This is a genomic window from Catenulispora pinisilvae (genome assembly GCF_015356865.1).
GTDB classification, from domain to species: domain Bacteria; phylum Actinomycetota; class Actinomycetes; order Streptomycetales; family Catenulisporaceae; genus Catenulispora; species Catenulispora pinisilvae.
Genome location: NZ_JAAFZA010000211.1, coordinates 1 through 18,526 on the forward strand (window position 1 = coordinate 1; position 18,526 = coordinate 18,526).

The 18,526-nt window shown below is 71.5% G+C and carries 17 protein-coding genes; 6 read left to right on the forward strand and 11 right to left on the reverse strand.

What is annotated here, in order from left to right; translation table 11 throughout:
* Positions 1-2,094 (reverse strand): ATP-binding protein (locus tag IZR01_RS38075; RefSeq protein ID WP_194926690.1); only part of this gene is annotated, 2,094 nt, incomplete at its 3' end.
* A gap of 691 nt (positions 2,095-2,785) precedes the next feature.
* Between IZR01_RS38075 and IZR01_RS38080 the strand changes: the two genes are divergently transcribed.
* From IZR01_RS38080 to IZR01_RS38090, 3 genes are all read left to right on the forward strand, one after another.
* Positions 2,786-3,742, forward strand: a complete 957-nt coding sequence (locus IZR01_RS38080) for an alpha/beta fold hydrolase (protein ID WP_194899535.1) — start codon at positions 2,786-2,788, stop codon at positions 3,740-3,742.
* A gap of 34 nt (positions 3,743-3,776) precedes the next feature.
* On the forward strand, positions 3,777-4,625 hold the full coding sequence (locus tag IZR01_RS38085) for a transglutaminase-like domain-containing protein (RefSeq protein WP_194899536.1): 849 nt from the start codon (positions 3,777-3,779) through the stop codon (positions 4,623-4,625).
* 188 nt (positions 4,626-4,813) lie between these two features.
* On the forward strand, positions 4,814-5,086 hold the full coding sequence (locus IZR01_RS38090) for a hypothetical protein (RefSeq protein WP_194899537.1): 273 nt from the start codon (positions 4,814-4,816) through the stop codon (positions 5,084-5,086).
* A gap of 135 nt (positions 5,087-5,221) precedes the next feature.
* Here the strand turns inward: IZR01_RS38090 and IZR01_RS38095 are convergent, their stop codons facing one another.
* The 8 genes from IZR01_RS38095 to IZR01_RS38125 form a co-directional block, all read right to left on the reverse strand.
* Positions 5,222-5,521 carry a DUF559 domain-containing protein gene (locus IZR01_RS38095; protein ID WP_194899538.1) on the reverse strand — a complete coding sequence of 100 codons (300 nt, stop codon included), beginning with the start codon at positions 5,519-5,521 and terminating at the stop codon, positions 5,222-5,224.
* A gap of 25 nt (positions 5,522-5,546) precedes the next feature.
* Positions 5,547-6,317 (reverse strand): SWIM zinc finger family protein, encoded by a 771-nt coding sequence (locus tag IZR01_RS38100; protein ID WP_194926691.1) that lies wholly within the window; start codon positions 6,315-6,317, stop codon positions 5,547-5,549.
* Positions 6,310-9,162 (reverse strand): DEAD/DEAH box helicase, encoded by a 2,853-nt coding sequence (locus tag IZR01_RS38105; protein ID WP_323746642.1) that lies wholly within the window; start codon positions 9,160-9,162, stop codon positions 6,310-6,312. The genes IZR01_RS38100 and IZR01_RS38105 overlap by 8 nt, the downstream gene beginning before the upstream one ends.
* Positions 9,159-10,520, reverse strand: coding sequence for a BREX system ATP-binding domain-containing protein (locus tag IZR01_RS51465; RefSeq protein WP_323747224.1), 1,362 nt, complete (start codon positions 10,518-10,520; stop codon positions 9,159-9,161). Before IZR01_RS51465 ends, IZR01_RS38105 begins: the two co-directional genes overlap by 4 nt.
* On the reverse strand, positions 10,517-11,542 hold the full coding sequence (locus IZR01_RS38110) for a BREX system ATP-binding domain-containing protein (protein ID WP_194898352.1): 1,026 nt from the start codon (positions 11,540-11,542) through the stop codon (positions 10,517-10,519). The genes IZR01_RS51465 and IZR01_RS38110 overlap by 4 nt, the downstream gene beginning before the upstream one ends.
* The gene (locus IZR01_RS38115; protein WP_194898353.1) at positions 11,539-12,333 is read right to left on the reverse strand and encodes a hypothetical protein; all 795 of its coding nucleotides are present in this window, start codon (positions 12,331-12,333) and stop codon (positions 11,539-11,541) included. The genes IZR01_RS38110 and IZR01_RS38115 overlap by 4 nt, the downstream gene beginning before the upstream one ends.
* A gap of 234 nt (positions 12,334-12,567) precedes the next feature.
* Positions 12,568-12,966 (reverse strand): type II toxin-antitoxin system VapC family toxin, encoded by a 399-nt coding sequence (locus tag IZR01_RS38120; protein WP_194898354.1) that lies wholly within the window; start codon positions 12,964-12,966, stop codon positions 12,568-12,570.
* Between the two features lies 1 nt (position 12,967).
* Positions 12,968-13,201 (reverse strand): hypothetical protein, encoded by a 234-nt coding sequence (locus IZR01_RS38125; protein ID WP_194898355.1) that lies wholly within the window; start codon positions 13,199-13,201, stop codon positions 12,968-12,970.
* Between the two features lie 253 nt (positions 13,202-13,454).
* Between IZR01_RS38125 and IZR01_RS38130 the strand changes: the two genes are divergently transcribed.
* Positions 13,455-13,997, forward strand: a complete 543-nt coding sequence (locus IZR01_RS38130; RefSeq protein ID WP_194898356.1) for a hypothetical protein — start codon at positions 13,455-13,457, stop codon at positions 13,995-13,997.
* A gap of 121 nt (positions 13,998-14,118) precedes the next feature.
* Here the strand turns inward: IZR01_RS38130 and IZR01_RS38135 are convergent, their stop codons facing one another.
* Positions 14,119-14,781 (reverse strand): hypothetical protein, encoded by a 663-nt coding sequence (locus IZR01_RS38135; RefSeq protein WP_194926692.1) that lies wholly within the window; start codon positions 14,779-14,781, stop codon positions 14,119-14,121.
* A 291-nt stretch (positions 14,782-15,072) separates the two neighbouring features.
* Here IZR01_RS38135 and IZR01_RS38140 point away from each other — a divergent pair, with 291 nt between their 5' ends.
* A complete protein-coding gene (locus tag IZR01_RS38140) occupies positions 15,073-15,768 on the forward strand; it encodes a hypothetical protein (RefSeq protein WP_194898358.1) in 696 nt (231 codons plus the stop codon).
* A 117-nt stretch (positions 15,769-15,885) separates the two neighbouring features.
* Here the strand turns inward: IZR01_RS38140 and IZR01_RS38145 are convergent, their stop codons facing one another.
* Entirely contained in the window at positions 15,886-16,923 is a 1,038-nt protein-coding gene (locus tag IZR01_RS38145) for an Lrp/AsnC family transcriptional regulator (protein ID WP_228555784.1), read from the reverse strand.
* Between the two features lie 133 nt (positions 16,924-17,056).
* On the opposite strand from IZR01_RS38145, the gene IZR01_RS38150 reads away from it, so the two are divergent.
* Positions 17,057-18,526 (forward strand): MFS transporter (locus tag IZR01_RS38150; protein ID WP_194926693.1); only part of this gene is annotated, 1,470 nt, incomplete at its 3' end.

Here is an 18,526-nt window from a genome sequence, read left to right on the forward strand (position 1 = left end):
GTGGGAAGCGGTGCCGCCGGAGGACTGGCCGGGGTACTGGGCGGCGGAGGACGAGTCGGTCGAGCCCGAGCCCGATCCGGGGTACCGGCCGGACGACGACGGGTCGGCCGAGCCGGAACCAGGATACTGATTCTCCGGGTCGCCCGGAGCCGAGCCGAAGCCGGAGTACCGGCCGGATGACGATTCGGCCGCGGCGGTGCCCGGGCCGGCGTGCTGGCCGCTGGAAGAGGCGTCGGCGGAGCCGGGGAACTGAGCGCTCGACGGCGGCGTGTACGCGCCGGCACCGGTGGGGCGGGGTACCGGCGCGGCCTGGACCGGGGTGGCGCCGCTGGTCGCGATCGGCGGCGTGGTGGACGGCCACCGCGGCTCGGCCGGGGCCGACGGACGGCCGTGGGCGGCCGGGCGGGAGTAGTCGGACGGCGGTGCGACGTTCCAGGACGAGCCCGACTGCGCGGCCTCCTGCGCGGCGGCCGGCGAGGTCGGCAGCGGCGGGACCGCGGTCCAGTCCGAGACCGGGGGCACGCGCACGGTCTCGTCACCGTCGCCGGCGGACATCTGCGAGGCCTGCGACGCCTGCGACGCCTGAAGACCGTGCGAACCCTGCGAACCTTGCGAACCGGAAGCCTGGGAAGCCTGCGAGCCCTGCGAGGTCGGCAGCGGCGGCACCTGGGCGGTGGCCGGCGAGAGCAGCGGCGGCGGCGTCGAGGCGTTCACCGGGGACAGCGAGGCGGCCGAACCGGGGGCCGCGCTGGTGGTCGACATCTGCGGCAGGGTGTCCGGCAGCGGGGCCAGCGCCGGGCGGGCCGGCAGCTGCGTGGTGTCCACGCCGCGGCGCGGCTGGCGGCCCTTGTCGGCGGGCAGCTCCTCGACGGCCAGCAGCGCGTCCGGGATCACCACCAGGGCCATGGTGCCGCCGGTGACGTTCGGGGCCAGCTCGACGGCGATCCCGTGCCGCTGGGCCATCTTGGCCACCACGGACAGCCCGATGCGGCCCTGCGAGAGCAGGTCCCGGACGTTGGCCCCGGACGGGTCCCGAAGCAGGGTATTGAGACGCCGGAACTGCTCGGACTCCATGCCGATGCCGTGGTCGTTGATCTCGATCGCCAGGCCCGCGGAGACCCGGTGCGCGCCCACGGTGACCTTGGTGGTCGGGTTGGAGTAGTTGGTGGCGTTCTCCACCAGCTCGGACAGGATGTGGATGACGTCGGAGACGGCGTGGCCGTGGATCCGGCCCGGGGCGCGCGGGATGACCTGCACACGCGGATAGTCCGGGGTCTCGGAGACCGCCGAGCGCTGGGCCACGGTGACCGGCACCGGGTGCGTCCACTGCCGCTGGGGGAGCGCTCCCACCAGGACCCCGATGTTCTCGCCGTAGCGGCGGACCTGGGTGGCCTGGTGGTCGATGCCGAACAGGGACTTCAGGAGCTTGGGGTCCTCGACCTCGTTCTCCAACTCGTCGAGCCGGTTGATCTGCTGGAGCACCAGGGTGAGCAGCCGGCGGACCAGCTGCGCGAAGATGACCTGCAGGTCCACGCCCTCGTCGGAGACGGAGATCGGGCTGGTGGCCTTGGCCGCGCCGGCCAGGGTCGCCGCCGCCTCGGTGGCGTTCGCCACGACCTGCGGGGCCATCGCCGGCGGCGCCTGCTGCGGGCGCGGCGCGGGGGGCGGGGGCGGAGCTTGCTGCGGCTGCGACTGGTGCGGCTGCCGCGGTTGCTGCGGCTGTTGCGGTTGCGGCATCGGCTGCGGGGCCGGCCGGCGTTCGGATTCGGGGAGGGTCTGGATCTCGGTCGCGCCGCCTTGGCGCCCCGCGAAGGCGAGGGTGGCCACGACGACCGCGAGTATCAGGCCGCCGAGGACCCAGACCGCGGCCATCGGGCCGCTCTTTATGTGGTAGCCGGCCGACTGCGCGCCGTTCACCACGATGACGATGGCGGCGGCCGCCAACACCGCCGTGCAGACCGAGGGGGCCACGACCCAGGCGGTCGGCCGCCGGCCGCCGGGCCGGCCCTCGGGCGCGGCACCGAAGGCCGAGTGCCGGCCCGGCGTGCCGTGACCGCCCCGCGCCGCCTCCTGGACGCGGTCGGCCGCGGTCACCGGTCATCACCGCCGGTGTGGCTGCGGCTGCGAGCAGATGAGGAAGCCATATGCCAACCCTACGTTCCTAAGCGATTACGAAGTGGATACCGGCCTGAATTCGAAGAACATATCAGAAACCTGACAAAGATGGTCCATGATCGACCCTGAACCCATTACATCAGGGGCTCGGTACGCGGCGATATCTGAGGGCGTGGATAAGGGTTTCACGCCGATGCGCGCTGGTGTCGCGGGCACCGCCGGCCGGCCGGGTCGCGGGGCGCATCTCAGCGCCGGATCATACGCCGCCGGGCCGGGTCCGCGGGGGCGACCGGACGGCGAGCCGGTGAACGACCCGCCCGGCGGCCCAGGCTCCGTACACAAGTTCCCACCCACACCCTCACCAACGCGCGAACCCGCGATCGGTTACGCAACGGCTTCAGCCTGGCGGGGTTCGGCGGGTACGGACACCTTCGCTACGTAAAGACTTGGGAAAACCGGCAGCGCCGGCGGGCGGACCTTTAGCGGTCTTTATGGAGACCTCTGATTTCGACCCCGGCGGCGGCAGTGGTCGGGCGACCAGATGGAACTACAAGGTGAGACGGCTGGATGTGATTACTCCTCACCTTCCGCGCGCCGGCTCGATCGCCGCCCGGGCAACCGTTTTCCGCGTTCGGCGAAGCCGCCGATCGGTGCTCGGTACCGTGGCGGCATGAACAAGCGGTCGCTCGTCGTCGGCGGGCTTCGGATGAACGTCGTCGAGGCCGGCACCGGGCCGGATGTCGTTCTGCTGCACGGATTCTTGGACTACTCGCACTCGTGGCGGCACCAGGTGCGCGACCTGGCCGCGGCCGGATACCACGTGCTGGCCCCGGATCTGCGCGGGTACGGGGAGACCGCGCGGCCGCGGGACGTCGAGCAGTACTCGGTGCTGCATCTGGTCGGGGACGTGGTGCGGCTGCTGGACGCGTTCGGGATCAAGCGGGCGACGCTGGTCGGGCACGACTGGGGCTCGATGCTGGCCTGGGACACCGCTTTGATGCGGCCGGACCGGGTGCGCGCCGTGGTGGGCATGAGCGTGCCGTATGTTCCGCGTGGGGATATCAGTCTGCTGTCGACTTTGCGTGAGCGTTTCGGCGAGCACTATTACATGCAGTACTTCCAAGAACACGGTCCGGCGGAGGAGGAACTGGCCCGCGATGTCGGGGCGACGTTCCGCGGCGTGTTCGGCTCCGGCTCCGAGCCGTGGGACCCGGTGCTGCCGGAAGGCGGCGGATGGCTGGATTGCCTGCCGGACAAGGGGATCCCGGACTGGCTGGACGCCGCCGACCTGGACGCGTACGTGGCCACCTTCGAGCGGACCGGCTTCACCGGCGCGCTCAACTGGTACCGGAACCTCGACCGGAACCACGAGCTGACCGCGCCCTGGCACCGCGCGCCGGTCGAGGCGCCCGCGCTGTTCATCCACGGCACCCGGGACGCCTTCGGCCGCCACGCGTCGGCGCTGATCGACGACCTGCCGAACGCCGTGCCGCAGCTGCGCGGCGTGCTGCGATTGGACGCCGGGCACTGGGTGCACCAGGAGCGGCCGGACGAGGTGACGGCGGCATTGGTGGACTTCCTGGAACGGGACCGGCCGGACCCGCGGATCCGTGATCTGACCTGCTGAATCGGTCCTGCTGAAGAGAGCTAGCATCGACGGCATGGGGAACCTCATCGATTACCGGTCGCCGGGTCCGTTCACTGATTTGGGCGCGGTGGATCCGGCCGCGCTGCGCGGGATCGCGACAGATCCGGTCGGTGTGTGCCGGCCCGTCGCCCGGCTGGTCATCCAACCGCACCAGGCCCCGCAAGCGGGGATCGGCGCCGACCGGCTCGCGGAGAACCAGATCCGGCCGGCGGCCGCGCTCGTCGAGCGGCTGATGGCGGTGGACGCCGCGCCGCTGAGCACGGGGCGCGAGGCGGACAAGCGGGTGGTGGGGACGTGCCGGCACTTCGCCGTGCTCGCCTGCGCGCTGTTGCGGAACGCGGGGATCCAGGCGCGGGTGCGCTGCGGGTTCGCGACGTACTTCCAGCCCGGGCAGGCACTGGACCACTGGGTCATCGAATATCGGGGCGGGGCGGTGGGCGCCGAGGACGGAGCCGCGGGCGAGCGCTGGATCCGCCTGGACGCCGAAGTCCTCGGCGGCACCGTGCTCCCGCACGCGCACGACCTGTTGCCCGGCGACTTCCTCACCGGCGCCGAGGCCTGGGCCGCCTACCGCCGGGGCGAGGTGGACGGCGCGACCTTCGGCGTCCACGGCACCGAGAACTTCGGCCCGGCCGAGATCCGCGGCAACGCGGTGAAGGACCTCGCGGCCCTGAACAAAGTCGAGAGCCTGCCCTGGGACGAGTGGGGCCGGATGACCGAGGCCTACGCCGGCCGCACCGGCGAGGACTACGACGCGCTGCTGGACGAACTGGCCGCGGTCTGCGCGGCTGACGACCCCGCCGCAGTGAGCGAGCTCTACCGGAACCCGGTCTTCGAGGTGCCGGCGGAGCTTCTGCGCTGAGGGCGAGTCGTATGTAGGGAGAGTTGCATCTCAGGTCGCTGAGATATTGAGGAACAGCGCCCACGCCAGGCGTCCGGGTCAAGACTCTGCCATCCGCGGAAACGGGGGTGCCGGGCGATAGCCTGCCCTCTTCCATCGGTCCGCGCCGGGGCCCCGCCCTTGGCGCCCACACCCTCAGGAGCCGCGCAATGGCCCAGGTCAGGCTACCGCGTCAGCGTTCGTCGGAGACGGTCAGCATGCTGGTCGGCGGGTATGCCGGGCGGGTGACGGTGGTCCGGCCCGATGACCGGCCGCCGCAGGTGCACCTGATGGCCGGCGGGCACGGATCGACGGTCGCGGGGCTGGCCGACGCCATCGGGACGGCGATCAGCCTGGGGCTGGCCAACGGGGCCGGGTTCGACGACTACCGGGTGGCGCTGGAGCTGCTGGGGCTGAGTGCGGATCAGCTCGGGCGGCAGTGAGCCCGACACCCCTGGAATCCGTTCCCCTTCGGTCCACAAAATAGTACGAATCGGGTTCATCCGGTAGTTATCGGATGAACCCGATTTTTTTGGGCTTCGAGCAATAGCACAGCGGCTGGGCGCGGGCACCACTTGTCAACCAGCGCTCGGCCGGCTCGGAATCGGAGTGTCGTCAGTGCGTGTGGTGGCGACCGATCGCGGCCAGCGCCGGTCTGTGTTGACGGTGAGTGCTGCCATGATTTCTGCGCGGACTGCTTCGGGGTCGGCCTTGATGCGGGTCGGCGCGAAGTGGAGGACGGCGAAGCCGAGCGTGATGAGCATCGCATGACGTTCTTGAGTCTGCTTCCAGTCTTCCGGGCTCAGGTGGTAGTCCCTGGAGTCGACCTCGGCGATGACGCAGCGGATGGCCCACAGTGCGTCGGGGACCGCGATGATTCGTAATCATACTGGCCTATGGCGGCTATGGCGGCCGGGAATCGTGGAAGTCATCGCCCAGCAGTTCGCGTGCACGTCGGGCTGCGTGGGTGGCGAGTTCTGCCAGTTCCGACTCCGTCAGACCGGACGCGGTCGGTGGGTGGGCGAGCGATGGGGTGAGCGGGCCCGAACCGATGGGGCGGGGCCGCGGTATGGCTCTTGGGAGCGGGCCGGGGGAGGTGCGGTAGGCGTCGCGGGCGAGTCGACCTGGCGTGGTCGGGTCGAAGCTGACCGCTCCTCGGCGGTCTCGTAGTGCGGTGAGTACCTGTGGCTTTGTGCGTCCTCGTAAGAGGAGTAGGCCGAAGGGGTCCTCGTCGAATGCTGTGGCGATCCGATAGCACAGGGCCGCTGTGTGCCTGCACGGCTGTCGGTCGCGGTCCTCGCAGGTACAGACGGTGCGTAGCTGTCCGGGGCCGGGCATCAGGGGGGCGGGGTCGATCGCGGGGGCTTCGGCGGCCAGTAGGGACGCGAGGTGCGCGGCCTGCGCGGCCAGCATGTCCGTCAGCCGGTTCCAGGTGGCGTCGTCCAGGACTGGGAGGGTGACCGCTGCCGGGTAGTCGAGGGGGCGCTCGTCCTGAATGCGGGCGCTGACGACTCCAGGTCCGATGCGTAGGTCGCCGACTCGGTTTGCGCCGACGAGGGCGCGGCCGCGGATCAGTTGTGCGGGGACGGCGCCGGGTAGGTCGGCCAGTGCTTCCAGCCATCGGGCGCCCCAGCGGCCTCGGCCGAGCTCGCGATGGCTCGCCAGTTCAGCCATGACCGCCCTTGTCGCCCAGTTTGACAAGCTCGGCGACCTCGGCGGTAGACAGGTTGGCGAGCCAGGCGTCGCCGGTGCCGATCACGGTCTCGGCCAGTTCCCGCTTCGAGGTCAGCAGTGCGGCGATCTTCTCCTCGAGGGTGCCCTCGGTCACCATGCGGTGGATCTGCACCGGGTGCTGCTGGCCGATGCGGTGGGCGCGGTCGCTGGCCTGGTCCTCGACCGCCGGGTTCCACCAGCGGTCGTAGTGCACTACGTGGGTCGCCCTGGTCAGGTTCAGGCCGACGCCGCCAGCCTTGAGCGACAGCAGGAGGACCGGGGCGGCTCCGGCCTGGAACGCGGCCACTATCGCGTCCCGGTCTGGGCTTCGGCCGTGCAGGAACAGGGTCTTGATGTCCTGGGCCGCCAGGTGCCGTTCGATCAGCGTGCCCATCTGGACGTACTGGCTGAAGACGAGGACCGATTCCCCTTCGGCCAGGATCACCTCCAGCAGGTCGTCCAGGGCGTCGAGTTTGCCGGACCGGCCCGGCAGCGGACCGGTCTCGTGCAGATATTGTGCTGGATGGTTGCAGACCTGCTTGAGCGAGGTGAGCAGTCGTAGAACCAGGGCGCGTACATTGGTGTGCGGATTCATCTGGATCTCGGCCAGCCCGTGATCCGCTACTGCCTGGTACAGCGAGGCCTGCTCGGCGGTGAGCGGCACAAGACGGTCGGTCTCGGTCCGGGCCGGCAACTCCGGGGCGATGTCCGGGTCGCCTTTGCGCCGGCGCAGGAGGAACGGCCGGGTCAGCCGGGTAAGCCGTTCGGCGGCCTGCGGGTCGCGATCGCGTTCGATAGGGCCGGCCAGTCGCCGTTGGAAGTCGGCCAGCGGTCCGAGCAAGCCCGGCGTCGTCCAGTCCAGCACAGACCACAGCTCAGTAAGCCGGTTCTCCACCGGGGTGCCGGTCAGCGCGATCCGAGCAGCGGCTGGGAGTGCGCGCAGCTGCTGGGTCGTATAGGCGAGCGGGTTCTTGACGTTCTGGGCCTCGTCCGCGACGACGAGTCCCCAGGACACCTCGGCCAGCGCGGCGGCGTCGGTGCGCAACAGGCCGTAGGTGGCCAGGACGATCTCGTCGGAAGCCACGCCGGCCAGATGCCGGCCGGTGCCGTGGTAGCGCCGGACTGGGGTGCCGGGGGCGAACCGGGCGACCTCCCGCTCCCAGTTGCCGAGCAGCGAAGTCGGGCACACCACCAGGGTGGGTCCCCGGGTATCGGGCGGGCCGCCACGGTGCAGGTGCAGGTGGAGCGCAATGATCTGGATGGTCTTGCCCAGGCCCATGTCGTCAGCGAGGCACCCGCCGAGTCCGCGTTCGGCCATGGCGGCGAGCCAGGCCAGGCCGCGCTCTTGATAGGGGCGCAAGATGGCGTTGAGCGCGGTCGGGATGGCGACCGGCGCGGGGGCGGCTCCCGGCGACACCCCGGTCAGGCGGCTGCCGAGGGCCGCCAAGTCACCGGTCGCCTCAAATCTCACCCATTCGCCGTCCAGATCCAGGCCGCCTTCCAGGGTGGCGGCCAGGGCCGCGGCAGCGGTCAGGGGACCCCGTCCGGCTCGTAGCCGGCGCAGTGTGGCCGCGTCCAGCCGCACCCACCGCCCGCGGAGGCGCACCAGCGACGTCTTCGCCGCGGCCAGCTCGGCGAGCTCCTGCTCCGTCAGGACGTCACCGCCGGCGGCCGGCCGCCAGGTGAGGCGCAGCAAATCGGCTAGCCCGAAGAAGGCGTCGGCGTCGGGTTCCAGTGCGGCGGCCACCGCCTGCGGTTCCAGCGGTGCCGTGACCAGCTCGGTGGGAACCCGCACCTCGATGTCCGCGGCCGACAGCACCGGCCAGTGGTCGAGCAACTCCTCGAACAGCCGGTCCGGCAGGCTGATCGGTCCGGGTACCGCGGTCTCCAGCATCGCGGCCAGCGGCGGCCAGATTCGCGCGCCGCGGCGCAGCGCGGCGAGTGCCGCCGATTCGGGGTGCGAGCCGAAACGGGCCATGACCACCGCGGGGGCGTCCCAGAGGGTTTCAGCTTTGATCCACAGGCTGGGGTCCAGGGTGCTGCGCAGCCACGGCTGGAGCAGACAGCAAGGATCATCCGCTTCGCGATTCTCGGGTGCTCCGGCCCCGAACACCCCGACCCGCGCTCCGGACCCCCGGCGGCTCTGTCCGGAAGACAGCGGCGTCACCACACGCAGGACCAGCCGCGCGTCCCCCGCTGGTCGCAGCCAGCCGCGCGGGCCGCGGACTCTCGCCGGGGCCCATGCGGCGAACGGGTGTGGGTCTGCGTGAACGCTGTCATCCTCGCCCGGTGCCACTTCGCGGGCCAACGTGTCGGCCAGCGCGTCCCACAGCTCCCGCACCAGCGTCGCGGGCTCCGGCACGCGAACAGCCGGCCACGCGCCGGGCAGAGCCTGGGCGTAGCCTTCCGGCGGTAGCGCGTCGGCGTGCTCGTCGAGCAGTTGCGCGTCGGTGTTCGCCAACGTGCCGATCCGCCACAGGCCGTATCCGCCCTCCGTGACCGCCGGGCGCAGCAGACCGCCGGCGACCAGGTGCAGCCCCGTGCGGGCGGCGGCCGACCACGCTGCCAGCGACGGGCTCTTGTCCCGGTCGGCCAGCAGCAGCGGCAGCGCCTCGGCGATGGTCAGATAGCGAACCGGTGTCGCCAGCTTCCGCACGTCCGACGCCGGGCCGTGGAATATCTCCAGGAGGTCGACATCGCCGTCGTCGTCCCCGATATCGGGGCCCCACAGCGCGAACCGGCCCAGGCGGGCCGGATCGCCGGGAACGAACAGCGCATGCGCGGCGGGCAGGGCGGACTGGTTCACCCCTCCTCCGATTCCTCCTGCGCGCCGCCCTCCAGGTCCTTGTCCTCGCGGTAGTCGCTGGCGACGTCGACCGTGACCGTCCGCGGCACGAAGGCCACGTCGAGCCGCACCAGGTCCCATTCGTTGATCCAGGCCCTGATGTACTGGCGCATCCGGGTGGCGCCCAAGCGCTCCAGACCCTCGATGTCCGGTGGACTCCAGCCGAACGCGGTCCCGTGCAGCTCCTTGACCTTGGCGTAGGCCCGGTCGAGCTCGACGTCGTCCGGGGGTGTCAGCAGCTTCATCTCCCGGTCGATGACGCGCATGCCGAGCGTGGCGTCGGCAACCAGCTCGACGGCATCCGCCGCCACCGAGCCACGCAGCCGTGCCGGGATGGCGTCCTTGTCCTTCTTGCCGGTCAGGACCGCGGCCTCGAAATCGTCGGTCATCGCGAGCACGGCGGCCAGCGGCAGGCCCGGCACCCCGTGTCGGCCGCGCGCCCAGCGGGCGATCTGGGCGTAGGACTTCGCGCGCTGCAGCACCGAATAGCGCCCGATCAGTTCGACCTCGTCGAATAGCACCAGCCATCCCGCGCAGCCGGCGGCGGCCAGCAGCCGGGTGGCGAAGTGCAGCCGCTGCGCGCCCAGGGCCCTGACCGTCACCGGGGACAGGTCGGCCTTCCCCTCGCCCGCGGCCTTGAGCCCGCCCCTCAACCGGGCCACGCCGAGCGGATCGCCGCACCAGAACCGGACGATCTCCTCGGCCAGTTCGGGATCCCGGTCCCTGGTCTTGGCGTAGAGCAGCAAGGAAGCGGCGAAGCGCTCGTTGAGCCCCGCGGCCGGCGACATGGCCCAGCGCAGCAGCTCGGCGTAGGCCGGGCCCTGAAGATCCAGCCGTTCGGCCGCCTCGCTGATCGCGGGTCCGTGCCCGTCGGCGACCACGGCGCTTTCGGCCGCGGCGCGGAACACCTTCACCGGGTCGTGCAGCGGAGTCTCCTTGCTCACCACGACCCGGCTCACGGCGTACCCTTCGGCAAGGGCCAGCTGTGTCAGGTGTTCGAGCAGGTGCGACTTGCCGGAGCCGAAGCCGCCGCCGACGAGCATCCCGGCCGCCGTACCCTCCCGCGCCGTGCCGAGCAGGGCGAGGAACTCGTCCTCGATCTCAGGCTGCCCGGAACCGAGCAGCGCGACGGCGTCCGAGCTGGGGACACCCGCGCGCAACGCCTCGACCGCACGGCGATGCCGAAGCGAGTCGGCCGAAACGCCCGTCGACGGGGCTGAAACGTTCGCCGACTCGGTTGGAACCCTCGTTGACGCGGTCGGAACCGATGCGGCCGAGGCTGTGTCCATCGCACCGGTGTCCATCGCACCCGTGGTCATCGCGTGGTCTCCTGCCGTGCGTCGAGCCGGACCAGCGCCGCGTAGGGGTTGGCGCGGTTGCGGTCCCGCACCTCGTCGGCGACCCGCAGCTGTAGCGCGCTGTAGGCGGGCAGCCCGCGGCGCTCATCGGTCACCAGGCCGGGGGTCAGCATCACCGCGGTGAACAGTCCCGGAAGCTCGTCGGCGGAGTCGATCAGCTGGCGCAGCAGCTCGTATGCGTCCAGCGCCGCCGGCTTGGAGTAGTACAGCCCTTCGCGCTGCTCGATAGGCGGTCGCTGCACGACCCCGACGCGCCCCAGGTCCAGCCGCAGCACCAGGCCGGACCGGCCAGCCTTGCGGATCCAGCGGGTCAGCGAGGCCAGCACCGGCCGGGCGTTGTACCGGGTGATCCTGCTGTGCAGCAGCACCGCCCGCAGTTGTGCGGCCGGCACCTTCTCGCCGTGCAGCCAGGAGATCACCGTCAGCCGGTCGGCTTCCACGATATCGACGTGGCCGGTGAGCGCCTGGCACAGTCGCAGCATCGCCACGCGGAACTCATGGGCCAGCGACGAGTCGCTGAGCACCGTGGACTCCAGCGTCCGGCGCAGGCTGCGGTACAGCTCCATCTCGTCGATGCCGTGCCGGGCGGCCACCGCGGCCACGGTCAGCTCCGCCGGAGCCGATCCGGCGGCCGGGAACCCGGTCCGCTCGTACGCCTGACCCAGCACCCGGCCGGCCAGATCCATCCAGTCGATCTGCCGCGCCACCGCGAACAACAGCTGATCCATCAGGTGGACGCGGGTCTGCGCCGCGTCCACGGCCACGCACACGAAGCCGTTCGCGACGCCCGTCTGGGCCAAACCCGCGCCGAACCGCCCGATGGCGTCGCCGTCTCCGGACGCCACCAGCTTGACCGCGGCCCCGCCGCAGGCGATGTACGTACGCAGATACTCCTCGGCCACGAAGTCGAGATATGCGTCCACCTGGTGACTGCCGCCGCCGCCGAGCAACTCGCCGCGCTGAACCGGGACGAGCAGGCTCATCGCTGCTCCTCGGCCAGGCTGAACGACACGCCCCAGTACCGCTGCTGCTGGCCGCTGCGCGCGACCGTGGTCAGCACACCTGAGCTCTTGGTCCCGGTACTCGCCGACCAGCGCAGCCGCCGGGCGCTGCGCGCCGTGGACGTGACCCCGCTCTGGTCCAGGAGATACAGGTCGCGGGCGAACTCCTGCTTGGAGTACTCCCGGGACTGCCCCGGCAGCAGCGTCAGCACCGACCACACGTCCAGCAGCCGCACCACCGAGTCGGCAGTCTTCCCGGACCCGGCCACGGCGAGTTCGTACGCGCCGCGCAGGCTGTCGAGGAAGCCCTCGGGCTTGAACCGCGGCGCCCGCTCCTGCGTCGCGGCAAGCAGCCCGACCAGCACCGACGGCCGGATCCGCCGCTCCCGCACCTTGTCGACCTCCACCGCCGCGTCGACGGCGAGCACCCGCAGCAGGGACGGATAGCACATCAGCCGGTCGTCCTCTTCGAAGATCGCCACCCCGGCGTCCGCGGCCGCCTGCAGCAGCTCCTTGGTATACTCACCGGACGCGAGGTACTGCTGTTCTTCGAGGTCGAGGCCGCCTTGAAGGTCGGCTACCGCGCAGGTCAACGTCGCGGACGACGTCTGGGCCGCGGCCAGGGCCTTGCGCAGATCCCGCAGCTGCCCGGTCTTCGCCGCCGCCCGGGCCTTGCGCAGCTGGGTGGTCGCCGCCCCGGCCGCCTTCAACGCGGCCTCGGCCCGGCCCTCCGCGTCGGCCAGCATCGCTTCGAGCGTTCCCTGCTCAGTCACTACATGTCCTTCGATAATCGGGCGCGACGCAGGCACTTCTCGCCGAAGGATCGCACCGCTCATCTCGTCGTATTTGATGTGAAGCCTGCTGCCCAGCGTAGGGCATTCGCCGACGCCGTCGGTGTGCTTGCGCCGCCGTCGGGCCGGCCGGGCTTGAACGACGGGCCGATCCTCGTTTCCCCCGGTTGTCAGCGCCGACGAGTCTGCGGTTGTGGGCTTCGATGTCGCCGGAGCTCAGGCTCCCGGTGTCTCGACTGCGAGACCGGCTTCCCGCGCCGCGTCGGCCAGGCGTTTGTCATAGGTGATGAAGAACTCTGGCTGGATCCGTAAGCCTGTCGCCAGATGGACGGCGTCCAACGACCGCACGGTCGCCGGCCTGACCGTCTGAGCCAGGATGCGGATCCCGGCGTCGATGTCGACGAGGTTCACCAGGTCGAGCACAGGGTGTAGCCGGGACGCCGCTTCGGGCGCGTAGCGCGCCAGTGCTCGGAAGGCCTCGACCTCCAGCAATGTCGAGCTGGTCCAAGGCGCGTCGATGTGCTCGTCAAGCCACGCGCGCAGCGCGCGGGTCTCGTTCTCGGCATGTACCAGCTTGACGATCGCGGCCGAGTCCAGATAGATCGAACCCGCCATCTCAGCGTTCGTCCTCGCGACCGGTTGCGATGAGCTGCGCGATGTCGATGCCGTCGGGTTCCCCGAGATCCATGCGTAGGATGGCGCGCTTCATCGCGGCAGCGCGCTCGGCTCGCATCCCGGCCTCGATGACTGCCTGACGGATGGCAGCCGAACGGCTCGCGCCGTCGTGGGTGAGTATGTCGAGCGCGTGGGAAGTCTCGTCGTCGGGGCGAATGGTGATGGTTTCTGCCATGGGCTGAGTGTAAGACGATCCGTCTTACCTCGCAACCGTGGCCGCCAGCCGGAGCGGCGTCCACGCCCGATGCGGCTACAGCGCGGTCAATTCGCGCAGGTCAGCGGTGTTCAAGTACCGCAAGATCAGCTCCACCCGCACCCCACCCACGTTCCACCCGCCTTCCACCCTCGGATGGAAGCGATTCCAACCGGCCGGCTGCGAATCTCAGATCGTCAGCAAGAAACCGGCAGGTGGGAGAGGGGAAAACATCATGGATGCCAGCGTGTGGATCGTGAACATAGCGGTTCTGGCCTCGGTGCTCGGCACCGACCTGGGACGGCGCAAGATCGGGACGATGCGGCTGCTGCGGCCGGCGATCGTCGCCGCGGTGATCGTGCCGCTGTACGTGAAGCACCCGGCCACCTCGGGGAACGGACTGCTGTTGGAGCTGGCCGGCGCGGCGCTCGGGCTGCTGCTCGGGCTGGCGGCCGCGGCGCTGCTGAAGGTGCGGCGGGACGCCGGCGACGGCCTCATCTACACCCACTCCGGTTACGCCTACGCGGCGCTGTGGACCGTGGTCATCGGCGCTCGGCTGCTGTTCGTGTACGGCTCCAACCACTGGTTCAACGACCAGCTGGGCCGGTGGATGGTCCAGCACCAGATCGGCGTGAACGCGCTGACCGACGCCCTGGTCGTGATGGCCATCGCGATGCTGCTGGGCCGGACCGGGACGCTGGCCGCCAAGCGGCACGCGGCTGTCACCGGGCACGTGGTGACCGAGCCGGCGGCGCGCCCCACCCAGGTCGCGCACTAACACGCAGGTCGCGCGCTGAGCAGTCCGTAGAGCGACACCCCTCCTGGGCCGCCGGGCGAACTTCGCCCGGCGGCCTTGGTGTGCGCGCAGGCCGTGCGCAGGCCGTGCGCGCGCCATGCCCTCAGACCGTCTCCGGCTCCCGCCAAGCGCGCCACCCGTACCAGGCCAGCCCGCCGGCCATCAGCGGCACGCCGAGGATCAGCACGATCGCCTCGACGCCCTGGTGGGTGTCGTCGTCGGTCTTCACCAGCAGTTGGCGCGACAGGCTACAGACCGGGACGTCGCCCGGGCCGCGTTGGGCGCACGCCGACAGCGAGTACCAGGCCATGCCGCCGGATCCGGAGCCGGAACCGTCCATCACGTCGCTGGGCCCGGTCAGCGGCTCGGGCGCCTCGGCCAGGTCCTGGACCGTGCCGGCGGCGATCCGGGCCTGGATGTCCACCGACCGGCCCGGGACCAGGTCCGCGGTCCAGGTCGGCATCGACGCCGGACCCGCGGCGGACGCGGCGGCCGGGCTGGCCCGCACCACGTGGAACCCGGGCGGGAGCATCGCCGTCACGTCGACGTGCCGATACGGCACGCTCCCGGCGTCGCGCACCTCGATCGTGTAGTCGATCGCCGCGTGCTCGTCCGCGGGCGTGCCGCCGCCCAGGACCGCGACGGTCACGCCGTCCGCCGGCGCGGGGGTGGTGTCGGCCGCGGCCGGGCCGGCCGCGGCGGACAGGAGCATCATCGCCGCGGCCGTACCCACCCGGAGCAGCCTCGGCCCGCGTATGCCGGTCACCGGATCGGGGTGCCGTGTCGGAACCGGCGTTCGATCGCCTGGTCGCGTGGGTCGCTTGGCCGGACCGGGGAAGGCAGCGTGCGCATAAGCGGCACCGTCCTGTTCTCTTCGCTCTGACGTGCGGGTCGCCGGGCGGCGGCCACCCGTCCGAGCCTGCAAGCCCGGACCCGGGGCCGCATCCGCTGCGAGGCCGCACGAGGGAACGGTGACGGGAACGGGATACCGCTGACGTGTTCGCCTTTGTAGACTCGAAAGCTGTCATAACACCTTCAAGCGCGGGGGAACTGCACCATGCCGACGGCTGCCGAGACCGCGAACAGCGAACCCATCAACTACCGCCTGGATCTGGGCGCGGGCTGGACCCGCATCCGCCTGGACGAGCACGCCGAAGCCGACGTCAACGCCTTCCTGGACACGGTGTTCGCCGCCGTCCCGGCCGACGCCGCCGAAGCCGGGCGCGGCCTGATCGCCGGCCGGCTGGGCACCCAGATCCTGGCCGGCCGGGCCAAGGGCGGCATCGACTTCTACATCCCGACGCCCGGCGGCGGGCCGGTACCGGCGCTGACCGTGATGGCCTCCGAGGTGAAGATCCCCAGCGCGGCCGTGCCGGAGCCGGCCGACGTGGTGGCCCGGGTCGCCGCCTCCAACCCGACCGCGCGCACCGGCGTGATCGCCGGGATGCCCGCGGTGCGCATCGACCGCAGCGCCGGGATCGACCCGGCGGCCGAGGACCTGGACGACGAGGACGACGACGGCGACATCCCGACGCCCCGGCCGCGGCACATCGAGTACGTCGTCCCGGTGGCCGGCGACCCGGACCACCGCTGGCTCTCGCTGGCGCTGACCGGCCAGGCCGGCCCGGGCGGCGACGAGGCCACGGTGGACGCCGCGATCACGAAGTTCGACGCGGCGGTCGCGGACCTGGCGTGGACGGAGCCGGAGGCCGAGGTCGAGGTCGAGTCAGGGTCCGAAGGGCCGGAGGCCTGACCCACGCTGATTAACGCCCTAACCGGGTCGCGGATACAAATCCGCGGCCCCGTTTCCCATCTCCTAGACAGCACACCGGCTCGGCACCCAGTGCATTGAAATCAGTACCGCACCGGCTCAGTACGTAGCCTCCGGCGGGTCGTAGAGCCGCACGCCGTCGGTGAGCAGGCCCGCGCGCTTCACCGTGCGCAGCACCGGCACCACTTCCAGCGGCCCGACTTCCTTGATCGCGCCGAGCCGGCCGGTCACGTACTCGTACAGGTCCTCCAGCTCGCGGCAGATCACGACCGCCATCAGGTTGGTGGCGCCGGTGGTCGCCGCCGCGAACGGGACCTCGGGGTGGGAGCCGATCGCGCGGCCGACCGCGTCCAGGTCCGACGGGGCCACCGCCGCCACCAGCAGGGCCTCGGTGTGGAAGCCCATGTTCGCTGCCTGACACTCGATGTCGAAGTAGACCACGCCGTCGTCGATCAGGTGCTCCAGGCGGCGCCGGACGGTCGACTCGGACTTGCCGACGGCCGCGGCCAGCTCCGGGTACGGCGCGCGGCCGTCCCGGGCCAGGACCGCGAGCAGCGCGCGGTCGGCGTCGTCGAGCTCGAACTCGCCGCGCACCATGGGGAAGTCCCGGTGCAGCGCGGCGATCTGGTCCGCGTCGAGCCCGATCGTCATGCCGGGCCAGCCGCCCGGGCCGCCGACGAAGGCGTGCATGATCGACTTCACCGAGACCCCGGTGACCTGCCGGGTGCGCGGGAGCTTCTCCAACAGCAGCGAGTCGCGCTCGTACCGGGACCGGGAGCGAGTCATGCACGACACCTCGGTGCCGCTGGCGGCGATGTTGACCCAGCCGATGTCCGGGCGGCGGGCCAGCGCGTCGGCGATCGCGGCCGCCGCGCCGGGCACGCACTGCACCCGGATCTGGGACTCGTAGAGGCCGACCCGGTTGCCGAGCGGCAGCCCGATCACCCGCAGCAGGCCCTCGCCGCGCAGCCGGCGGTAGCGGCGGGTCACGGTCTGGTCGGTGACCCCCAGCACTTCGGCCAGCCGGCTGAACGAGGCCCGGCCGTCGAGCATCAGGGCCTGGGCCAGCTGCCGGTCGAGCAGGTCGAACTCCTCGGCCGGCCCGTCGCGGGCCGCGCCCGGCTGCTGCATCGTCATGGAAATCCATCATGGCAGCCGTGTCAATCATTGAAAAGCACCGACGATCGCCATCCAAGTCCGTTTTTCCCGCCGCCACCTGCAATGGTCGAGCAAGACCAATCGATCCCGACGCGTCCTCAAGGAGGACCCCATGCGCAAGTGGCTGCCGCTCGTCGCGGTCTGCTTGGGGACGTTCATGCTGTTGGTGGACGTCACCATCGTCACCGTCGCCCTGCCCGACATGGCCCGGAGCCTGCACACCTCGTTCGCCGACCTCCAGTGGGTCATGGACATCTACGCCCTGGTGCTGGCCGCGCTGCTGCTGGCCGCCGGCTCGCTCGGCGACCGGGCCGGGCACCGCAAGCTCTATGTCGCCGGGCTGGTCGTCTTCGCCGGCGCCTCGCTCGCCTGCGGCCTGGCCGACAACCCCGGCGTGCTCATCGCCTTCCGCGCCGTGCAGGGCATAGGCGGCGCGGCGATGCTGGCGACCACGGTCGCGCTGATCAGCCATCTGTACTCCGGGCGCGACCTGGGCACCGCCTTCGGCGTCTGGGGCGCGGTCAGCGGCGCCGCGGCGGCCGCCGGGCCGATCATGGGCGGGCTGCTGACCCAGCACCTGGACTGGCGCTGGATCTTCTTCGTCAACCTGCCGATCAGCGTGCTGGCGGTGGCCATGACGCTGCGGTACGTCGGCGAGTCCCGCGGCCAGCGCCGGGCCGGTCTGGACCTGGCGGGCCTGGTGACGTTCACGGCCGCGGCCGGGCTGGCGACGTACGCCTTGATCAAGGGCAACGACTACGGCTGGGGCTCGGCCCGCACGATCGGGGTGTTCGGCGGGGCCGGCGTGGCGCTGGTGGCCTGGATCGTGGTGGAGCTGAAGGGGAAGGCGCCGATGCTGGACCTGAGCCTGTTCCGGCGCGGGACGTTCACCGGCGTGATGATCGGCGCCTTGCTGTTGTCCGGTGCGGCCTTCTCGTACTTCGCCTACGAGTCGCTGTGGCTCCAGTCGACGCTGGGCATGGGCCCGGTGACGGCCGGGCTGTGCTTCCTGCCGATGAGCGGCGCGGCGTTCCTCACCGCCGGACTGGGCGGCCGGCTGCTGGCCGACCGGGTCCCGCCCGGGCTGATGATCGGCGGCGGGCTGCTGCTGATCGCGGCCGGGTCGGCGGCGCAGATGGCGGTCGGCACCGGTTCGACCTGGACGGTGCTGGTCCCGGGGCTGGCGATCAGCGGCGTCGGCGTCGGGCTGGCCACGCCGACCCTGGTGTCGACGGCGGTCGCCGCGGTCGGATACCAGCGGGCCGGCATGGCCAGCGGCGCGGTCAACACGGCGCGGCAGCTGGGGAACGCGCTGGGCATCGCGGTGCTCGGAGTGGTGTTCCACGCCGGGCTGACGTCGTCGGTGCGCGGCTCGGGCGTCCCGCGGCCGGTGCCGGTCGCCGACGCGCTGGCGGCCGGCCAGGCCGAGGGCGTGGTGGCGGCCGGCGGACCGGCACAGCGGCCGGCGCTGGAGCACATGGCGCACGCGGCGTTCGCTTCCGGGCTCCAGTCGGTGTTCCTGGCGGCGGCGGTGATGGGCGCGGTCGGTGGGCTGGCAGTGCTGGCACTGGTGCGGCGGCCG